General features: G+C 44.1%; 21 protein-coding genes and 1 pseudogene. 16 read left to right on the forward strand and 6 right to left on the reverse strand.

The genetic code is table 11. The features are described 5' to 3' along the window. Nucleotides 1–102: 102 nt before the first annotated feature. The 7 genes from ABJ384_RS12230 (at nucleotide 103) to rdgB (ending at nucleotide 7,013) form a co-directional block, all read left to right on the forward strand. On the forward strand, nucleotides 103–786 hold the full coding sequence (locus ABJ384_RS12230; protein WP_349929748.1) for a Fe2+-dependent dioxygenase: 684 nt from the start codon (nucleotides 103–105) through the stop codon (nucleotides 784–786). After that, nucleotides 783–1,898 (forward strand): alpha-hydroxy acid oxidase, encoded by a 1,116-nt coding sequence (locus ABJ384_RS12235; protein ID WP_349927616.1) that lies wholly within the window; start codon nucleotides 783–785, stop codon nucleotides 1,896–1,898. Before ABJ384_RS12230 ends, ABJ384_RS12235 begins: the two co-directional genes overlap by 4 nt. Before the next feature lie 257 nt (nucleotides 1,899–2,155). Further along, the gene (gene leuA, locus ABJ384_RS12240) at nucleotides 2,156–3,853 is read left to right on the forward strand and encodes a 2-isopropylmalate synthase (protein WP_086195407.1); all 1,698 of its coding nucleotides are present in this window, start codon (nucleotides 2,156–2,158) and stop codon (nucleotides 3,851–3,853) included. 88 nt (nucleotides 3,854–3,941) lie between these two features. Next, on the forward strand, nucleotides 3,942–5,102 hold the full coding sequence (locus ABJ384_RS12245) for a homoserine O-acetyltransferase (protein ID WP_086175816.1): 1,161 nt from the start codon (nucleotides 3,942–3,944) through the stop codon (nucleotides 5,100–5,102). Next, on the forward strand, nucleotides 5,102–5,695 hold the full coding sequence (metW, locus tag ABJ384_RS12250) for a methionine biosynthesis protein MetW (protein ID WP_086175817.1): 594 nt from the start codon (nucleotides 5,102–5,104) through the stop codon (nucleotides 5,693–5,695). The genes ABJ384_RS12245 and metW overlap by 1 nt, the downstream gene beginning before the upstream one ends. After that, entirely contained in the window at nucleotides 5,692–6,279 is a 588-nt protein-coding gene (locus ABJ384_RS12255; protein WP_349927619.1) for a tetratricopeptide repeat protein, read from the forward strand. The genes metW and ABJ384_RS12255 overlap by 4 nt, the downstream gene beginning before the upstream one ends. Before the next feature lie 107 nt (nucleotides 6,280–6,386). Beyond that, the gene (gene rdgB / locus ABJ384_RS12260) at nucleotides 6,387–7,013 is read left to right on the forward strand and encodes an RdgB/HAM1 family non-canonical purine NTP pyrophosphatase (protein WP_349927621.1); all 627 of its coding nucleotides are present in this window, start codon (nucleotides 6,387–6,389) and stop codon (nucleotides 7,011–7,013) included. 174 nt (nucleotides 7,014–7,187) lie between these two features. Here the strand turns inward: rdgB and ABJ384_RS12265 are convergent, their stop codons facing one another. Beyond that, nucleotides 7,188–8,069 (reverse strand): permease, encoded by an 882-nt coding sequence (locus ABJ384_RS12265; protein WP_349927623.1) that lies wholly within the window; start codon nucleotides 8,067–8,069, stop codon nucleotides 7,188–7,190. Between the two features lie 192 nt (nucleotides 8,070–8,261). Here ABJ384_RS12265 and tatA point away from each other — a divergent pair, with 192 nt between their 5' ends. The 4 genes and pseudogenes from tatA (at nucleotide 8,262) to ABJ384_RS12285 (ending at nucleotide 12,089) form a co-directional block, all read left to right on the forward strand. Then, entirely contained in the window at nucleotides 8,262–8,495 is a 234-nt protein-coding gene (gene tatA / locus ABJ384_RS12270) for a twin-arginine translocase TatA/TatE family subunit (RefSeq protein WP_086195402.1), read from the forward strand. A 6-nt stretch (nucleotides 8,496–8,501) separates the two neighbouring features. After that, nucleotides 8,502–8,762: pseudogene (tatB, locus tag ABJ384_RS12275) on the forward strand (Sec-independent protein translocase protein TatB); the annotation flags it as partial. Between the two features lie 203 nt (nucleotides 8,763–8,965). Next, nucleotides 8,966–9,745, forward strand: a complete 780-nt coding sequence (gene tatC / locus ABJ384_RS12280) for a twin-arginine translocase subunit TatC (protein WP_349927625.1) — start codon at nucleotides 8,966–8,968, stop codon at nucleotides 9,743–9,745. 157 nt (nucleotides 9,746–9,902) lie between these two features. After that, nucleotides 9,903–12,089: a PhoX family phosphatase gene (locus tag ABJ384_RS12285; protein WP_349927626.1), complete on the forward strand. Its 2,187-nt coding sequence runs from the start codon at nucleotides 9,903–9,905 to the stop codon at nucleotides 12,087–12,089. Nucleotides 12,090–12,131: 42 nt separating this feature from the next. On the opposite strand, the gene ABJ384_RS12290 is transcribed toward ABJ384_RS12285, so the two are convergent. Beyond that, nucleotides 12,132–12,914 (reverse strand): NRDE family protein, encoded by a 783-nt coding sequence (locus tag ABJ384_RS12290; RefSeq protein ID WP_349927628.1) that lies wholly within the window; start codon nucleotides 12,912–12,914, stop codon nucleotides 12,132–12,134. A 93-nt stretch (nucleotides 12,915–13,007) separates the two neighbouring features. On the opposite strand from ABJ384_RS12290, the gene lgt reads away from it, so the two are divergent. From lgt to ABJ384_RS12305, 3 genes are all read left to right on the forward strand, one after another. Further along, nucleotides 13,008–13,820 carry a prolipoprotein diacylglyceryl transferase gene (lgt, locus tag ABJ384_RS12295; RefSeq protein WP_349927630.1) on the forward strand — a complete coding sequence of 271 codons (813 nt, stop codon included), beginning with the start codon at nucleotides 13,008–13,010 and terminating at the stop codon, nucleotides 13,818–13,820. Between the two features lie 188 nt (nucleotides 13,821–14,008). Then, nucleotides 14,009–14,395 (forward strand): hypothetical protein, encoded by a 387-nt coding sequence (locus tag ABJ384_RS12300; RefSeq protein WP_349927632.1) that lies wholly within the window; start codon nucleotides 14,009–14,011, stop codon nucleotides 14,393–14,395. Then, entirely contained in the window at nucleotides 14,395–14,760 is a 366-nt protein-coding gene (locus tag ABJ384_RS12305) for a hypothetical protein (protein ID WP_349927634.1), read from the forward strand. The genes ABJ384_RS12300 and ABJ384_RS12305 overlap by 1 nt, the downstream gene beginning before the upstream one ends. Nucleotides 14,761–14,889: 129 nt before the next feature. Here ABJ384_RS12305 and rplT read toward each other — a convergent pair whose 3' ends face one another. Both rplT and rpmI read right to left on the reverse strand, forming a co-directional pair. After that, nucleotides 14,890–15,249, reverse strand: a complete 360-nt coding sequence (gene rplT, locus ABJ384_RS12310; RefSeq protein ID WP_004867327.1) for a 50S ribosomal protein L20 — start codon at nucleotides 15,247–15,249, stop codon at nucleotides 14,890–14,892. Between the two features lie 12 nt (nucleotides 15,250–15,261). Then, nucleotides 15,262–15,456, reverse strand: a complete 195-nt coding sequence (rpmI, locus tag ABJ384_RS12315; RefSeq protein ID WP_004637967.1) for a 50S ribosomal protein L35 — start codon at nucleotides 15,454–15,456, stop codon at nucleotides 15,262–15,264. A 236-nt stretch (nucleotides 15,457–15,692) separates the two neighbouring features. Here rpmI and ABJ384_RS12320 point away from each other — a divergent pair, with 236 nt between their 5' ends. Both ABJ384_RS12320 and ABJ384_RS12325 read left to right on the forward strand, forming a co-directional pair. After that, nucleotides 15,693–16,952, forward strand: coding sequence for an MFS transporter (locus ABJ384_RS12320; protein ID WP_349927637.1), 1,260 nt, complete (start codon nucleotides 15,693–15,695; stop codon nucleotides 16,950–16,952). 103 nt (nucleotides 16,953–17,055) lie between these two features. Continuing rightward, the gene (locus tag ABJ384_RS12325) at nucleotides 17,056–17,796 is read left to right on the forward strand and encodes a TonB family protein (RefSeq protein ID WP_349927639.1); all 741 of its coding nucleotides are present in this window, start codon (nucleotides 17,056–17,058) and stop codon (nucleotides 17,794–17,796) included. Nucleotides 17,797–17,834: 38 nt separating this feature from the next. On the opposite strand, the gene ABJ384_RS12330 is transcribed toward ABJ384_RS12325, so the two are convergent. Both ABJ384_RS12330 and ABJ384_RS12335 read right to left on the reverse strand, forming a co-directional pair. After that, complete coding sequence (locus tag ABJ384_RS12330) at nucleotides 17,835–18,260, reverse strand: YqaA family protein (protein ID WP_349927641.1); 426 nt, start codon at nucleotides 18,258–18,260, stop codon at nucleotides 17,835–17,837. A 15-nt stretch (nucleotides 18,261–18,275) separates the two neighbouring features. Continuing rightward, nucleotides 18,276–18,560, reverse strand: a complete 285-nt coding sequence (locus ABJ384_RS12335) for a hypothetical protein (RefSeq protein ID WP_349927643.1) — start codon at nucleotides 18,558–18,560, stop codon at nucleotides 18,276–18,278. Nucleotides 18,561–18,613 lie beyond the last annotated feature (53 nt).

The raw sequence follows: 18,613 nt of genomic DNA on the forward strand, positions 1-18,613 counted from the left end.
TTAGTGACTGTTGACTCCTCGTGTATGAAATAGCAACTGTACCTAATGCACTACATGATTTATTTTTGAATCCAATTAATGTTAGGGATGCAGATCAAGCTGATGATGTTACATATTCCTGAAATTCTAAGCAAACAGCAGGTTGTCGAGCTACGACAACAATTAGATAACAGTCAGGCCTGGATTCAGGGTCAGCACAGTGCCGGTTTTCAGGCACAGAAAATTAAAAATAATCTACAGATTGATCCCAACAGCATTGCTTATCAATCCTTTGCGGCCAAAATTCTCCAGGCCTTGCAACACAACCTCCTGCTCAAATCTGCGGCATTGCCCAAGCATATTCTTCCGCCTTTATTTAACTGCTATCAGGATCAGGGGCATTATGGCAATCATGTCGATAATGCCGTGCAATATTCCAGCAGCATTGGACAAGCCATTCGGACTGACGTTTCCATCACCGTATTTTTATCTGAACCGGATGAATATGCAGGCGGTGAACTGATTGTGGAAGACAATTATGGCAGCCATGAAGTCAAGCTCGATGCGGGAGATGCCATACTCTACCCTGCGACCAGCTTACATCGGGTGGAACCGGTGACCCAAGGCAAACGGATTGCGGCCTGTACCTGGATACAGAGCATGGTCAAAGATGACTGGCAACGCAGCATGCTGTTTAACCTCGACATGAACATTATTAAATTGCGCCAGCAGATTGGCGATAATGAAGAAATTCTAGGTTTGACCAGTCACTATCATAATTTATTACGCCAATGGGGAGACCTATGAAAACCGTTACACCCCTTGCTCCCCTCTCGCAGATTCCGGCTTATTTACAAACCCTTGCCGATTATGAAATTCAGGCACAAAAGCATCTGTCTGATATGGTCTGGCAGTACTTGCAAGGCGGTTCTATGGATGAGGTCAGCGTCAGGGATAATCTGGATCAGTTTCAACAGATTCACTTATTGCCCCGAATGCTCAAAGACCTGACTCAAGGTCATACCCGCTGTAAAATTTTAGGGCAGGAATATCCGCACCCGATTTTTCTGGCCCCGATTGGACACCAGCAGCAATTCCATCCTGAAGCTGAAGCAGCAACCGCACTGGCAGCAGAAGTGCTGGGTAGTAATATGGTACTCAGTACCTTTAGCAATACCGACATGCGCCAACTGAAACAGGACAATCCATACAAGTGGTTTCAGCTGTACTGGCAAGGTGACCGGGAACAATCGCTGGCGCTGGTAAAACTGGCCGAACAGCACAATTTTAAAGCCCTGGTGATTACTATGGATTCACCGCATAGCGGCATCCGTGACCGCGAACGCCGGGTATTTTTCCATTTGCCGGAAGGCATGCAGCATCCGCATACCCCGGCGCATATTCCCTTGCCTGAACTGCATGAGGGAGACCATCCCGTATTTAACGGTTTAATGAAAATTGCACCGATTTGGGAAGATATTGCCTGGATGGTTCAACAGACCTCATTACCCGTTATTTTAAAAGGAATCGTCAATCCGCACGATGCCCGGCTGGCCATACAGCACGGCGTACAAGGCCTGATTGTATCGAATCATGGTGGTCGTGTATTAGATACTTGCATTCCTCCACTGACTGCATTGCAGTTGATTAAAAAAGTGCTGCCGGCCGATTTCCCGCTGCTATACGATGGCGGGATTCGTCGTGGTTCAGATGTGTTTAAAGCCATTGCTTTGGGCGCTGCGGCGGTTTTCATCGGGCGTCCTTATATTTATGGACTGGCAACTGCGGGAGCACTGGGTGTGGCGCATGTGATTAAAATACTGAAGGAAGAATTTGAGATTACCATGGCATTAATGGGAACAGCCACGCTAAATGACATCACCGATGAGTATATTTTCCACAAAAAACAAAATTATTGAAAAATATTTTCTTAAGTCATGTTTTGGATGCAAAAATAGAAAAATATTTTCGGAATAAATGGATTAATATTAAGTTATAGATTTACAAAGTCTGTGGTAAAACTAACTTATAAGAAAGCATTGGTTTTATTACAACTTTCGACTAATGTCTTCCAGGGTCAGACTTGTAAATTGCTAGAATAGACACAATCTATATTCGTAGTACGTTGCCGTGATCTACCACTGAAAGCAACCGTTGCTACCCAAGGAGTTACCTCATGATGTTGGCTGATCCAAGTAAAAAATATCGTCGCATGTACCAGCGTGTCGACTTGCCAGACCGTCAATGGCCAAATAACGAAATTACCAAAGCGCCAATATGGATGAGCACCGACCTTCGTGACGGTAACCAAGCCATTTTTGAACCGATGGATATGGATCAAAAATTCAAGATGTTCCAGATGTTGGTGAAAATTGGTTTCAAACATATTGAAATTGGCTTCCCGTCTGCATCGCAAATTGACTTTGACTTCACCCGCAAATTGATTGAAGAAGGTCATATTCCGGATGATGTGTACATTGAAGTTTTAGTGCAGGCGCGTGATCACTTGATTCAGCGTACTTTCGAATCCTTGGTCGGTGCAAAACGTGCCATCGTGCATATCTACAACTCAAACTCTCCGACTTTCCGTCAAAAAGTTTTGAATGTGGATGTGGAAGGTGCACGTCAGTTAGCAATTAATGCTGCTCAAAAAGTGAAACAATACGCAGCACAATATCCTGAAACTGAATTTGTATTCCAGTACAGTCCAGAATGTTTCTCTGCAACCGAATTGGAAGTGGCGAAAGCGGCCTGTGATGCCGTGACTGAAATCTGGGAAGCATCACCTGAAAATAAAGTGATTTTAAACTTACCTGCAACAGTAGAGGTATCTAGCCCGAATATCTATGCCGATCAGGTGGAGTGGATGCACCGCAATATCGAGCGTCGTGATGGTGTGATTATTTCCGTACACTGCCACAATGACCGTGGTTGTGGTATCGCAGCGACTGAATTGGCGATTATGGCGGGTGCAGACCGTGTCGAAGGTTGTGTCTTTGGCAATGGCGAACGTACCGGTAACGTCGATGTGGCAGCTGTGGCCTTGAACATGTATACCCAGGGTGTTGCACCGCACCTAGATTTCTCCAACATTAACGAAATTATTGCCACTGTTGAAGAATGCACAGGCTTGCCAGTTCACCCTCGCCATCCATATGCAGGCGACTTGGTGTTCACTGCATTCTCCGGTTCACATCAGGATGCCATCAAGAAAGGTTTTGAATTCCAGAAAAATGAAGAAATCTGGGATATGCCTTACTTGCCAATCGATCCTAAAGACTTGGGCCGTGATTACGATGCCGTGATTCGTGTCAACTCACAGTCGGGTAAAGGTGGTATTGCCTACTTGTTAGAATCCAATTACAACGTGGTGTTACCGCGTCGTTTACAGATTGAATTTTCGCAAGTGGTTCAACAGGTGACTGACGAGCAAGCCAAAGAAGTTTCTGCACAAGACATCTGGGCATTGTTTAAAGATACTTATGTGGCCGTGAAAGATTCACATTACTCTGCCAAAAACTACAAATTGTCCGATGAAAATGGCAATCAAGTCATTGAGTTAGATATTGAAGTAAACGGTGAAGTTCAGCACTTGCGTGGTGAAGGTAACGGTCCGATCTCAGCCATCTTGAATGCATTACAGTTGCCAATTGATGTGTTGAACTATGAAGAACGCAGTATCGGTTCTGGTGCAAATGCCAAAGCTTTGGCCTTGGTTGAGCTTCAGGTCAAAGGTGCCGGTAAATCAGCCTTTGGTGCTGGAGTGCATGACAACATCGTGACCTCATCTATCGAAGCGATTATTGCCTGCACCAACCGCTTGATTGACCAGGGTGTATTAAGTACCGATCAGGTCATTGCTGCTGCAGTATAAGCTTTATCAAATAAAAAACTTTAGAAAGGATACCCTCAAGTGGTATCCTTTTGTTATTCATCCTAAAGATTTAAGGCGAAAATTTCCTGTGTCTTTTCCAGCTGACTCAGTGGGCTTAGTTACCCCGCAAAAGTTTATTTTCGAAGAGCCGTTAGAGCTCGAATGTGACCGAATTCTTCCACGTTTTGAGCTCATGGTCGAAACTTATGGCGAACTCAATGCCGACAAATCCAATGCCATTCTGATTTGTCATGCCTTGTCTGGCCATCACCATGCGGCAGGTTATCATCATGAAGATGACCGCAAACCGGGTTGGTGGGATGCATGTATTGGACCAGGTAAAGCCATTGATACCTCTAAATTCTTTGTCGTCGCCCTGAATAATATTGGCGGTTGCAGCGGTTCAACCGGCCCGATTTCGCCCAATCCGGAAAATGACAACCGTCCTTATGGACCGGATTTTCCTCTGGTCACCGTGCGTGACTGGGTCAAAACCCAGGCCCTGCTTTCTGACCGCATGGGCATTGATGTCTGGTATGCCATTATTGGCGGTTCTCTGGGCGGCATGCAGGCTTTGCAATGGTCGGTAGATTATCCGGACCGTTTAAAAAAATGCGTGATCATTGCCAGTGCTCCAAAACTATCGGCACAAAATATTGCGTTTAACGAAGTGGCACGTCAGTCGATTCTGTCTGATCCCGACTTCCATAATGGCCGTTATCTGGAAAATGACAGCTATCCTAAACGTGGCCTGATTCTGGCACGTATGGTCGGTCATATTACCTATCTGTCTGAAGAAGCCATGAAACAAAAATTTGGCCGTGATCTGAAGTCAGGCAAATTTATGTATGGTTTTGACGTTGAGTTCCAGGTCGAAAGTTATTTGCGTTATCAGGGCGAGCAGTTCAGCCGTAACTTTGATGCCAACACTTACCTGATTATGACCAAGGCACTGGACTACTTTGACCCATCACGCGAGTATGAGCAGTCATTGAAAAAAGCCATGGCCAATACCCAATGTAAATTTCTGGTGGTGTCCTTTACCACAGACTGGCGTTTTACCCCGCAGCGTTCACAAGAAATTGTCGATGCCCTGATCAGCAACCATAAACCTGTCAGCTATGTCGATATTGATGCAGAACAGGGTCACGACTCGTTCCTGTTCCCGATTCCGCTTTACGTTAAATCATTACGTGCATTTTTAGGTGGTGCAGAACACCTCGAAGCCACACCTAAGGAGACTGTGTAATGCGTATCGATCATCAACTGGCAGAAAAATGGATTAAACCCGATTCCAGCGTACTGGATTTAGGCTGTGGCGATGGCGAACTGCTGGCCCATATGAGCAAAAAGCACAATATTCGTGCATATGGCCTAGAAATTGATCAGGAAAAGATTGCAATTGCGGTAAGTCGGGGGTTAAATATTATCCAACAAGACTTAAACCTCGGTTTAAGCCGCTTTGCAGACCAGTCCTTCGACTATGTGGTGATGGCACAGGCCTTGCAAGCTGTAGATGCACCAGACGTATTATTGCGTGATATGGTGCGTGTGGGGAAACAGGCGATTATCACCTTTCCTAACTTTGCCCACTGGAAGACCCGTTCTTTCTTGGCATTAAAAGGAAGGATGCCGGTTTCGGAAGCTTTACCGTATATGTGGTATAACACGCCAAATATTCATTTATGTACTTTCCGTGATTTTGAAGCACTGTGTGCGGAAAATGATATCCGGATTATTAATCGACTTGCCGTGAATGGGGATCAGCAAGGTAGTTTACTTAGTAAACATATCCCGAATCTGTTTGGTGAAGTCGCTATTTATCGAGTGAGCGCACTATGAAAAAAATATTATTAAGCACACTATTGGCTGGACTGTTTAGCATTCAAGCCCATGCAGAATATGTTGCACCTACGGCATCGGTTTCAAGCCAGGCTGCGCAGTATTCTGTTATGGATATTAACAACCTGACCAAAGCTGCCAAAGCCGGTCAACCCGCTGCACAATTTTATCTCGGTACCCGATATCAGCAAGGCAGAGAGGTCCAGAAGGATGAGCAGCAAGCTTTTTCCTGGTACAAAGCTGCTGCCGATCAAGGTCTGACTGCTGCACAACTGAATGTCGGCCGTATGATGGCTGATGGTATTGGCACCAAAAAAGATGAAGCTTTGGCACGTAAATATTTTGAAAAAGCAGCAAGCCGTGGCGATAACCGCGCCAGCTTTAATCTGGCCATGATGGAAGAGCAAAAGAAAAACTATGTCGGTGCATATCAGTGGTATGAATTGTCTACCCGTGACGGCATGCTCGACAATAAAGTGATTTCACTGTCTGAAGGTAAGAAAACCGCTTTGGCTGCCAACTTGAGCCAAGAACAGATTCGTCAGGCACGTGACCGTGCGGACAAGTGGATTCAGGCACAGTAATTCTGCATAATTCTATAAAGCACCTTCGGGTGCTTTTTTATTGGCTGATTGTTAGTCCCCATTTCAGGTAAAATTGAACTTATTTTAAAAATTAGAGCTTTTATAGAATGTCTGCACAAGATTGGTTATCGCAAGGAACACTGGTACTGGCAAGCAACAACAAAGGAAAGATTGCTGAATTTGAAAAAATGTTTGCCGAGCTAAATTTACCTGTTGAGGTAATCCCTCAAGGCAAACTGAATATTGAAGATGCAATTGAAGATGGTTTGAGCTTTGTTGAAAATGCCATTATAAAAGCCCGTCATGCATCTAAAATTTCAGGCAAACCGGCCATTGCCGATGATTCCGGGATTTGTGTTCCTGTACTGGGTGGTGCGCCAGGTATTTATTCTGCTCGCTTTGCCGGCGAACATGGCAATGATACCGCCAACAATGAAAAACTCTTAACCCGACTTAAACCGCTGCGTAAAGAAGGCGAAAGTATTGAAGGCATGTTTGTCTGCGTGCTTGCTCTGGTTCAACATGCTGAAGATCCGCTACCTCAAATTTTTCAGGGCATCTGGACAGGTGAAGTGCTGGAAGCGCCCCGAGGCGAAAATGGTTTTGGTTATGACCCGCTATTCTGGTTGCCTGAACTGGGTATTTCTAGTGCCGAAATGAGTAAGGAAGATAAAAATAAAATCAGCCATCGCGGTCAGGCGATGCAGTTGTTTAAGGCGAGCCTAGAGAAGTAATTTCCGCCTCTTATTACCCCCTCTCCCTTTGGGAGAGGGCTGGGGTGAGGGATTTTTAAAATACATCTCTCCCTAAAACTCTCCTAGTAGGAGAGAAAAAAATTATCTTTCTCTAAAGCTTTTAGACCCTCTCTCTAACTCTCTCCCACAGGGAGAGAGGACTTTTTTATATTTTTATAAACCCGACACCAATGCATGCAACATTACGCCATAAATCCCGATCAATATCGCACTGGCCACAGTACCCGACGCAATATATTTTGCTGAATAACCCGTCCCCTGATAATGCGTTTCTAGCGCTACAATATTGGCCGCCGGCGGCAGTAGAAAGAACATCAACATCACGGCATAGGTCAGCATTTGATGCGGAATAGGCAAAAACAGATAAGCTGCTATACACAATAAAACAGACAATAACATACGGCTACTGATGATCAATAAGCTACGTTTCAAATCACTCCAGCCAATCCTGACCTTACTCAGCCACATACCCAAAACACACATACCGGCAAAGGTCACCAAGACTTTATTGGCCTGGTAAATCAGCTGTATTACGGGATGAGATTCATAGCTGCTAAAGTCCCAGAATGACAAAACAGCAGCAGTGGTCAAGGCAATGACAGGAGGCGAAAGCATTACATTTTTAATAATAAATCCCCTATCCTGCCGGGTTTCACTCACCGCCATCACTGCACAGATATTGCCAAATAAAGAACCGCCGATATACAAAGCCACAATGGTGCTGCTGGCTTCCGGTCCAAAGACGGCTAAAGCAAAAGGAAGGCCTAACCATGCACCATTCAAATAACTAAAACACAGGGCACGTAATTTGTCTTTTTGAAGATAATAAAAACCACTGAAGAAAATAATTGAACTGAACAAGCTGAAACCGATCAGCCACAGACTGCCTTCTTTATAAAACACCATATTGTAAATAATCAGCAGCGGTATAAAGAGACGGGCCAGCAAAGCTGCCAATAATGGCCGGATCGGCTTTAAAACATGCACTCCCCAATATCCGGCAAGAAAAGAAATAAGAGGAAGAATCAGTGCCATGAGGGTGCAAACTTGGTTTTTTACTTAAGAAATCCATCCTAGCACAGCTGATATTCAAACATGATCTTGCAGGACTCATTTTTCATATTCATCTAGCCATGAATCACTTTGTCTTAAAACCGAAACAGAAACGTCACGGCAATGTCATACAGACCTGTTGAGATAGTTCTCAATAAAAATGAGGATATTTTCATGGCAGGATTATCAATTTGGCACGTTGTCATTTTTGCAATTGTGGTGATTTTATTGTTTGGCACATCCAAACTGAAAAATCTGGGTAAAGATGTCGGGGGTGCCGTTAAGGATTTTAAAAAATCGATTAAAGATGATGAAGTCACTACTTCTGCATTAAATGAACCGCGTACCATTGAACATCAAGGCAATCCTGCCGATGTTAATTCCACAGCAAAAACACATTCAGGCTAAAACGTTATGCTCAATATCGGTATGACTGAACTGCTGGCTTTTGGCATCATTAGTTTATTGGTGCTTGGACCGGATAAGCTGCCGGAAGCTGCTCGTTTTGTTGGCAAATGGTACGCCAAAATCAAGCGCACCATCAGCAATGTGCAAAATGATATTGACCGAGAGTTACGGGTGTCCGAATTACGTGAACAGATGCAACAGGAAATGCAGCGTATTCAAGCTCTCGAACAGAAAATGCAAGCTCAAATGCAGCAACTACAACAACAATCTCAGCCTGCTAAAGAAAATATCTTACAAAATGCAGTGCCACATAATAAAAATGCTTTCACTGTTTATATTTTTATTCAATCACAACAGTCTTGTCGTATTTATCTAAAAATACCGGATTGTGCCAAGCAGACAATGGTTCAACCCGCACCATTAAATAACATGCCTGCAAGTACACAGTTCAATCCGTTAAAGGTGGCCGTATGAGTACTCCCCTAGAGCACCAGTTACCCGCTCCCCTAGCAACGCAACAGCAACCACCACTTGAAGAAATGCCTATTACCAAACATTTAATGGTATTGCGTAAACATCTTTTTAAAATGATGGCCTTACTGATTGGCTTATTTTTTTGTTTATTGCCTTTGGCCAATAAAACCTACCAAGTTTTGTCAGAACCATTACGCGCACAGTTGCCTAGTACCTCGACCATGATTGCTACCGATGTCACGGCAACATTTATGGCCCCATTTAAACTGAACTTTTTTGTGGCCTTGTTATTGGCCATGCCTTATATCCTGTATCAACTGTGGGCCTTTGTAAAACCGGCCTTATATGAAAAAGAAAAGAATCTGGCTTTACCCTTACTGATCGGCAGTATCAGTCTATTTTATATCGGGATCAGCTTTGCCTATTTTGTTGCTCTGCCTTCTATTTTGCATTTTTTCATCAGTGTTTCCCCCGAAACCGTTGCTCCGATGACAGATATTAATAGCTATCTGGCCTTTTGCTTAAAGCTGTTCTTGGTATTCGGATTTACTTTTGAAATTCCGGTGATTACCTTGTTATTGATTTTAATCGGGCTGGTCAATACCGAACAATTGGTGGAAAAACGACGCTTTATTGTGGTGGGCTGTTTCTTTGTGGCGATGTTTGTTACTCCGCCGGATGCCCTGTCAATGATTATGCTGGCTGTTCCAATGTGGCTGTTGTTTGAAATAGGTTTATGGTTGGGCAAGCTGCTAGAAAAACGGCGCACCGTTTAAATGTAACCGCGATATTACTGAGCAGACTGAGGTCTGCTTTTTTCATGAAACAGACTTATTTTCTTCACCAGAATGTCATTCAAACGTCAGCACGTTGTCATATTTTTCACCTAAGTTTAAAACAACTTTACAACAACCATACATTTGGAAAATTATCATGACAGACTTTACGCCATATCATGAAGATCAAGAATTAGACAATAATACTTCTGAAAATATCCATTTCCGTGACATTTTAGAGCAGGCGATTACACGCCGCAGCCTCATCAGCAAAACTGCGAGCGGCGCAGTTGCCTTGACTTTAGCTTCAACTTTGACTGCTTGTGGCAGCGATAGTGACAGTACCCCAGGCACAACAACTCCACCTGTTGATCCAACCAAATTACCGACAAAGTTAAGCTTTACCCCAGTGGCAAAGAACCTGAAAGATATCGTCACGGTTCCTGAAGGTTATGAAGCTAAAGTACTGTATGCAATGGGTGACTCCATCAACCCATACTATGAAGCATGGGATGACAGCAAGATTCCTTCAGGTGCAAGCTTTCAGTTCCGTTCTGGTGACTGTCATGATGGCATGAGCTTTTTCGGTTTAAATACTTCGACAGGCCGTTACGATAACACCAAATCAGATCACGGCTTACTGGTGCTGAACCACGAATATATTAACCAGACTTTCTTACACCAGACAGGTCCGACCAATAAGGGAACGGGTCCTCGCCCTGAAGATGAAGTGATCCGTGAAGTCAATGCACATGGCGTATCCATTATTCATCTGAAAAAAGACAGTAAAACCCAAGCCGTTGAAATTTTGAAAAATTCAATTTTTAACCGCCGTATCACAGCTTCTACACCCATGACTTTTACCGGCGTTGCTGCTGGTTCAGCTTTACTTTCAACCCGCTTCTCTCCATCTGGTGTAAAAACCCGTGGTACTCAAAATAACTGCGGTAATGGTTATACACCTTGGGGCACCTACCTGACTGCTGAAGAAAACTTTATCGGTTACTTTGTGCGTAATGCAGCAGATGATAGCTCGCGCACTGCCAATGAAATTATGGCATTAAACCGTTACGGTTTAAAACAAGGGGCTAAATCGCGTTATCAATGGGAAACTGCAACAGGCAGCCTGGAACAACAGGACATGTATGATCGCTGGAATGCATCTGTTGTAGGTGCATCTGCATCTGTCGACTATCGCAACATTCCGAATACTTTTGGCTGGATTGTAGAAATTGATCCATTCGATAGCCGTCAGGACCCTGTAAAACGTACCTCACTGGGCCGTTTTGCACACGAAGACTGTCGTACCAGCCGTGCCATTGAAGGCCAGAACTTGGCATTTTATATGGGTGATGACTCACGTGGTGAATACATCTATAAATTCGTTTCTGATGCGAAATGGGATGCAAAAGATGTCAACGGTGGCTATGCAGCCGGCGATAAATACATGAATAGCGGTAAACTGTATGTTGCCAAATTCAATAGTGATGGTACAGGTCAGTGGATTGAGCTATCGATTAGCAACCCGGCAATTTCTGCTTACACGACTTATAAATTTGCAGACCAAGCGGATGTCGTAACACATGCACGTATCGCTGCAGATGCTGTTGGCGCAACCAAAATGGACCGTCCTGAATGGGTTGCAGTCAATCCGAACAATGGTGAAGTATATGTCACTCTCACCAATAACAGTAACCGTGGTACCAGCTATGTAACTGATGCCGCCAACCCACGTAACTATACAGATCCTGAAGGCGGTAAAGGTAACGTGAATGGTCACATTATCCGCTTCCGTGAAGATGCCGACAAGACAACAGCTACCACATTCAAATGGGATATTTACCTGTTTGGAGCTGAAGCAAAAATGCTTGAAAATGTTAACCTGTCTGGCCTAACTGACAATAATGACTTTTCTAGCCCGGATGGTATGTGGTTTGACCCACGCGGTGTGCTCTGGATTCAAACCGATGATGGTGCCTATACGGACGTAACCAACTGCATGATGCTGGCTGCATTGCCAGGTACAATGGGTGATGGTGGCACAGCAACTGCACTTTCAGGTGCTGGTACACAAGACACCTTTATGGGTGCCAAAGTGACCGATGAAAATTTACGTCGCTTCCTGACTGGTCCAAAAGAGTGTGAAATCACCGGCGTAACCATGACACCGGATTACAAAGCCATCTTCATTAACGTTCAGCATCCAGGTGAAGATTCGGCTGCTTATAATAACGCAACCAGCCACTGGCCTGCGACACAAACAGATCCAAGCAATACCACTGCACGTCCGCGTTCAGCAACGGTAGTGATTACCCGTAAAGATGGTGGAGTAATTGCTGGATAAGTTTCCAACGTTTTGAAAATGCCGACCTCGTGTCGGCATTTTTTATTTACTTAAAGGTAAATCTATCTGAATAATATTGCCCTGGGTTGTCCCTTGCTGGGATTTTTCCTGCCATTGCCATTGCTGATTTTTCATCCGTAGAAAATTGGAACAACGCGTACCATAGACCGGGCTTTGAATAAAAGTGGATGAAAGCAATTCCTCCATCTCTAAACTAATGCCGGTTTGAGGCAAAAGCTCGGGAATAATTTTCCGTTCATCTTCCAGAATGTCCCAAACCGCAAATTCCAGATCTGCTTCGGGTGTCGCTGCCTGCTGGAGCATCGGTAAAAATTCCTGGGTAAAGCGTTTGCGTAGATGTCTGGTTTTTTCCCAATGCTCGGTCATTAAACCATTGGACACTACATACACGCCTTGGGCTAACACCTGCGGTGCTTCACCACGGTTGCTCATATATATAGCCTGGGTTTGATCACCTAAAAATAAATTAAAGCCGGCATAATCACACTGGCGTTGTTCTAATGCTTGAGCAAATCTGATCGGAGCTAAGACTGATTCCAGAAAAGCCTGAATCAGATGACCGCGTGAAGTCGGATACTGTGTTTTATCGGTCGCATCCCTGAAATTGGTCAGCACGGCCCAGCGACCTGATGCAGTAATCCCCATCCAGGTACCACCAGACTGCAAATCTTTTCCGGCAACAATCGGACTATTTTCCCAGCAATGCAATGCTGCACTCTGCCGCTGATAAAACTCATCCCGATTGGAAATCAGACATAGTGGAGTATCCGGCAAAACTTGCCAGGCTAAAGCGACAATACACATAATTCATGCTCTTTATCTTTACACATTGAATGTACAACATTTTTCCCAGGTTTCAGCTAAAATCTGTGCAAAACATAATGACAAGGAACAGGAATGCTGACCTATCCAAATATAGACCCGGTTGCGGTATCGCTGGGACCATTACAAGTCCACTGGTATGGATTGATGTATTTACTGGCATTTTTATTTGCCTGGGGACTTGCCACCTATAGAACCAAACAACGTGATGGCTGGACACCTGACATGGTCTCTGACCTGATCTTCTATGGTGCCTTAGGGGTTGTGGTGGGTGGTCGTGTAGGCTACGTATTCTTTTATGGCTTTGAACAATTCATGGCCAATCCACTGTGGTTATTTCAGGTCTGGACCGGTGGCATGAGCTTCCATGGCGGATTCCTGGGTGTGATGCTTGCCATGCTGTTCTGGTGCAAAAAATACCAGAAAACCTGGTTTCAAACGCTGGATTTTATTGCCCCTTGTGTCCCGACTGGCCTAATGTTCGGTCGTATTGGCAATTTCATTGGTGGTGAACTGTATGGCCGCCCGGTTTCTGATCCAAACTTTACCTTAGGTATGATTTTTCCTACCGATCCATTGCAGTTGGTCCGTCATCCCTCACAGCTTTATCAGGCTTTGGGCGAAGGTTTAATCCTGTTTATTGTATTGTGGGGGTTCAGCTCCAAGCCGCGTCCGCGTATGGCAGTTTCTGCCCTGTTCCTGATCGGTTATGGTATTGCCCGTTTTGTGGTGGAATTCTTCCGTGAACCCGATAATGGTCAGCTATTTATTGACTGGATGAGTAAAGGCCAGTTCCTGACCGTACCGATGATTTTGATTGGCCTGTGGATGATGTGGTATGCCTATCAGAAGAAAATCTATGATTGGGGTCCACAGAAAAATAGCTAAATAAAATTCCTTCTCCCTTTGGGAGAAGGTTAGGATGAGGGAGACAAAAAATGTCTCCTTTTTTTATCTCTCTAGTTATGTGCTCTTAAGAAAGAGATTTAAAATAATCTACAGGTAGGTTGAATCTGTGCTTCCCTCTCACTCGTATGCTAAAGTGCCCTTAGTTCTTATTCATCCAATAGAAAAACATGCTCGAATTTTGGTTTAATCCTAAAGTTTCCATCCTCCGTAAGCTGCTGATCTTTGTGGTCATCGCAATTGCCACGGGCGGACTGTACTGGATGGAACCTTTAAAACCGGATGCTATCCTGATGTTCATGGGTACAGGTATTATTTTCCTGATTTGCCGTTACTGTAAAATTCATTTTGCTGCTAAAAACCCGACCGGCCTGTTCTATCGACTCTTGGTCTGGATTCCGCTTGCCTTGCTGCTGGCCCTGATTTTCATGCATATGCAGAATGGTGAAATTCTCATCCCGGGTGCCCAAGGCATCGGTTTTATGGCTTTGGCCATTTGCCTGTTTTCACCCTTGTCTTTATTGAATAAAAATGCCACCTTGGATGAGCAAAAATAATGCTGGAGTTCTGGTATTCCGACAAATGTAGCCGCCAGCTGAAACTGATGGTCTGTATTGCAACCTGTGTGATCATTTATCTCTGCTCTACGGTACAGCAGCTTTCGCCCATCTTGACAGGAATAAGTGTAGGCATTGGTATGGGCATACATGTATTAAGGGCTTTAAGCTTAAAAATTACAGCAGATAATCCCTATAAAAAGGGGTTTGAGATTCTTGTGTTCATCATGCCGCTAATGGCATTCATTACTTTAATTTCTGCGTTGCCCGCACAACATCAGCTGATGCTCGCCATTCAGGCGATTGGCTTTGCCGCCATTGGCCTATTTATATTATCGGGCTTTCCAAAGCGCAAGTTTGATTAAATTGAAGTGAATTAGCTTCTCGTGTATTTCACACCCTTAAATAAGCCGAAATCCATATTGGATGTATTTTAAAAAGCCAAAATAAAAAAGACCGCTAAAAAGCGGTCTTTTTCAATCATCGAGAGATGATTAAGCAGCTAATGCGCCTTTAGCTTTTTCAGCTAAAGCAGCAAATGCAACTGCGTCATGCATAGCGATGTCAGCAAGTACGCGACGGTCGATGATCACTTGAGCTTTTTTCAAGCCATCGATCATACGGCTGTACGACAAACCATTTTGACGAGCACCAGCGTTGATACGTGCAATCCACAAAGCGCGGAATTGACGTTTCTTTTGACGACGGTCACGGTAAGCGTATTGACCTGCTTTGATTACTGCTTGGAACGCAACGCGGTAAACGCGTGAGCGAGCGCCATAGTAACCTTTAGCACGAGCAAGAATTTTTTTATGACGGCGATGAGCCTGTACACCACGTTTTACACGAGCCATTTATAAATCTCCTTAGATGTATGGGCACATAGCACGAACTGAAGCAACGTCACTTACGTGAACCATCACACAGCCGCGCAATTGACGGATACGTTTAGCAGATTTTTTGGTCAAAATGTGGCGTTTGAACGCTTGTTTACGCTTGAAACCGTTAGCAGTCGCTTTGAAACGTTTAGCTGCACCACGGCGAGTTTTTAACTTAGCCATAACAACCTCTTTAAACACCTGTTCAGCACGTCTGCACCATTGCAAAAACGACCTGCAGGTAAGGGAGCCAATATTCTAAAGCATCTTTGCTCAAAACAAAAGCAGAGATACTGAAAATTGCACACCAATGATCAGATTCTCTTAGTCTTATTTTCACTATCAAAAGCGGGATGTTTTTATTAATAAATCCACTATTCGGCATTATAATTATCAGCCCATAAGAATACTGGACTGCTATGAACCCTGCACAGGATGCTTTTGCCGCCCTGCGTTATCGTGACTTTTCCATTGTCACGATGAACCAGTTCTGCCTGACGCTCGCCATTTTAATTCAAGAAATTATTGTCGCGTATTCACTGTATCAGATTACCAAAGATCCTTTAACACTAGGTTTAATTGGTCTGGCCGAAGCCATCCCTTTTATTGCCTTGTCCTTGTGGGGCGGTTATTTTGCTGACCGCTTTAACAAACAGACTATCATGAAAATATGTCTGTTTTTTGCCGTGCCCTTGCCTGTGATTTTATGGTGGCTATTCCATTCCTATGGATTAGGACAGATCGACGTGACTACACTGTCTTGGGGGATTTATGCGGTTATTTTTGCCCTAGGGACTATCCGTGGCTTCTATAATCCTTCCGCTACTTCACTCAAGCCTTTTTTAATCCCACGTGAGCTTTATACCAATGGTGCCACCTGGACCACGATTGGTTGGCAAAGTGGCGTGATTATCGGACCCATGCTGGGTGGATTTATGCTGGCTTTTTTAGGCCGTGAAAACAGTTTATGGGCGGTAACCGGGTTATTGTCCATCTGTTTTGTCCTGATTAACCTGCTACAAAAGCGCAGTTTTCCCAAAATTGAAACTAACAACCTGCTGGAAAGTTTGGGAGATGGTTTCCGCTTTATCTGGAAAACCAAAATTGTACTCTGGGCCATTTCGCTGGATCTGGTTTCGGTGCTGTTTGGCGGAGTTATTGCCTTACTGCCAATATTCGCTGAAGATATTTTAAAAGTCGGTCCTGAAGGTTTGGGTTACTTGCGTGCAGCGCCATCGATTGGTGCACTGATCACCATGATTGCCTTAACCAGATTTCCACCAACCCAAAATGCCTGGCGTAATATGTTGCTCGCCGTTGCCGGATTTGGCCTATTTACCCTGCTGTTTGCCTTCTCGAATAACCTGTGGCTATCGCTATTCGCTTTGGCCATGACTGGTGCCTGTGACAGTATTTCAGTGGTCATTCGCCAGACCATTCTGCAAATTTATCCGCCAGAAAATATGCGTGGCCGTGTCGCTGCGGTGAATGGCATGTTTGTCTCATCCAGTAATGAACTTGGTGCTTTTGAATCCGGCTTAGCCGCCAAATATATGGGCACCATTATGGCAACCGTCTTTGGGGGCTGTATGACTATGGTAGTAGTAGCGCTGAGCTGGGCAAAAACCCGCGATTTATTTGGCGTCGACATTACCAAAGTGCATGATCATGAACATTAATTGAGTTTTTAGACTTGCCAGTATTTCCAATTCAGGAAATACTGCGCACTCATAATACTCCGCTACCACTGCAACATCTGGTTTGACTAAGAAATAAATATTTATGAAGCAAATACTGTGTTTTTCTCTACTCATGTGTGTACCCTTCAGTACTGTTTACAGTGCTGAATCTAAAGCAACCAAACAGCTTGCCGTTCAGAAAAGCGTAGCCCTTCCCGCGCATTTGACCACACGCATTCAGTGGACCAAATTTCCGCATCCAAACTATAAAAATGAAGATTTAAAAGAGCAAAACCGCAGTGCCATTATTCGCATTTATGCAGATGAAACCGGTAATGTCATCAAGGCCAGCGTACAGGAAAGTACCGGCTTAAGCCATCTGGATAACCTGCTGGTTCAAGCCGTGCATGAAGCACATGTCAAACCCCATATCGAAAATGACACGGCAACACCTCTCATTGGCTATCAAACCTTTAGTTTAAAGTTAGACCAAGAGGATGTTGAAGCCTGTCCCTATCAGTTTGAATCGAAAAATTGGCAAGCCCAACAACAGAACAGAAAAACAGCCTTTTCATACCGTACCCAGCCCCAGCTAGAGCTTAATTCTGACTTACTGGCTGGACACAATCGCGCGGTTAAATTTAACTTTAAAGTGAATAAACACGGTGAGGTGAAAAAGGTCAAAGTTACTCAGGGCTCGGGGATTTATGCTTTAGACCAGAAAGTTGTTCAAGCGGTATCAAATAGCCAAATTAATGTAAAGCGCACTGCCAGCACTTTATGGATGTATAAAAAATCCAGCTTTAAAGATGAAATTAAGTTCGACCTAAATCACTGTGAATAAGCAAAATTAAAAACGAGATGCCGAAGCATCTCGTTTTTTTAAAACAGGCTAAAAGCCAGATAGATAAACAAGTAGCGCCCTATTTTAGCAATTGCAACCATCAATAAAAATCGGGCAAAATTTTCTTTTAGCAGACCGGCAATAAGGGTAATGGGATCGCCAATGATGGGCACCCAACTCAACAATAATGACCAGTAGCCATATTTGTGATACTTCGCCTGTGCTTTCACCATTTGCTGCTGTGAAACAGGAAACCATTTTTTGTCTTTGTAACGTTCAATCTTAAAACCGAGCCACCAGTTCACGCAAGATCCCAAAATATTTCCCAAGCTTGCAACAAATAATAGCCAAAAAACTGAATGACTGCCCTCCGCCAAAAAAGCCAATAAAACCGCTTCAGACTGCAAAGGCAATAAAGTTGCCGCACCAAAGGCAGAAATAAACAGTAACAGGTAAGCCGGCATCAGGCTGCTACCGGGTTAAAGCCCGAGTTTTTTCTTGGTTGAGGTATATTCATAAACTGTCCAAAGCACAGACAGAACCAGGACCAGATAACGGCTATAGCTATAGCGTTGTGTCAAAGGCTGGATGGCTGCATATAAGGCATTTTCGTCCTGTGTATTTAAAGTCGCCATAAAATTCTGGATGTGCACGGCTTCGGCAATAAAAAGAATCAAACAGGCTGCTATACCAAAAATAATGCTCCAGTAGATTTTGGCATTGTGTTCCAGAATACGCGTTGAATTTAAAAAGAATGCTTTCATAAGATGCTGATCCAGTAAAAAACCACAGCACGGGTGGTTTATTTTGCTCTATC

The organism is Acinetobacter sp. A1-4-2, assembly GCF_040233925.1.
In the GTDB taxonomy this organism is placed as follows: domain Bacteria; phylum Pseudomonadota; class Gammaproteobacteria; order Pseudomonadales; family Moraxellaceae; genus Acinetobacter.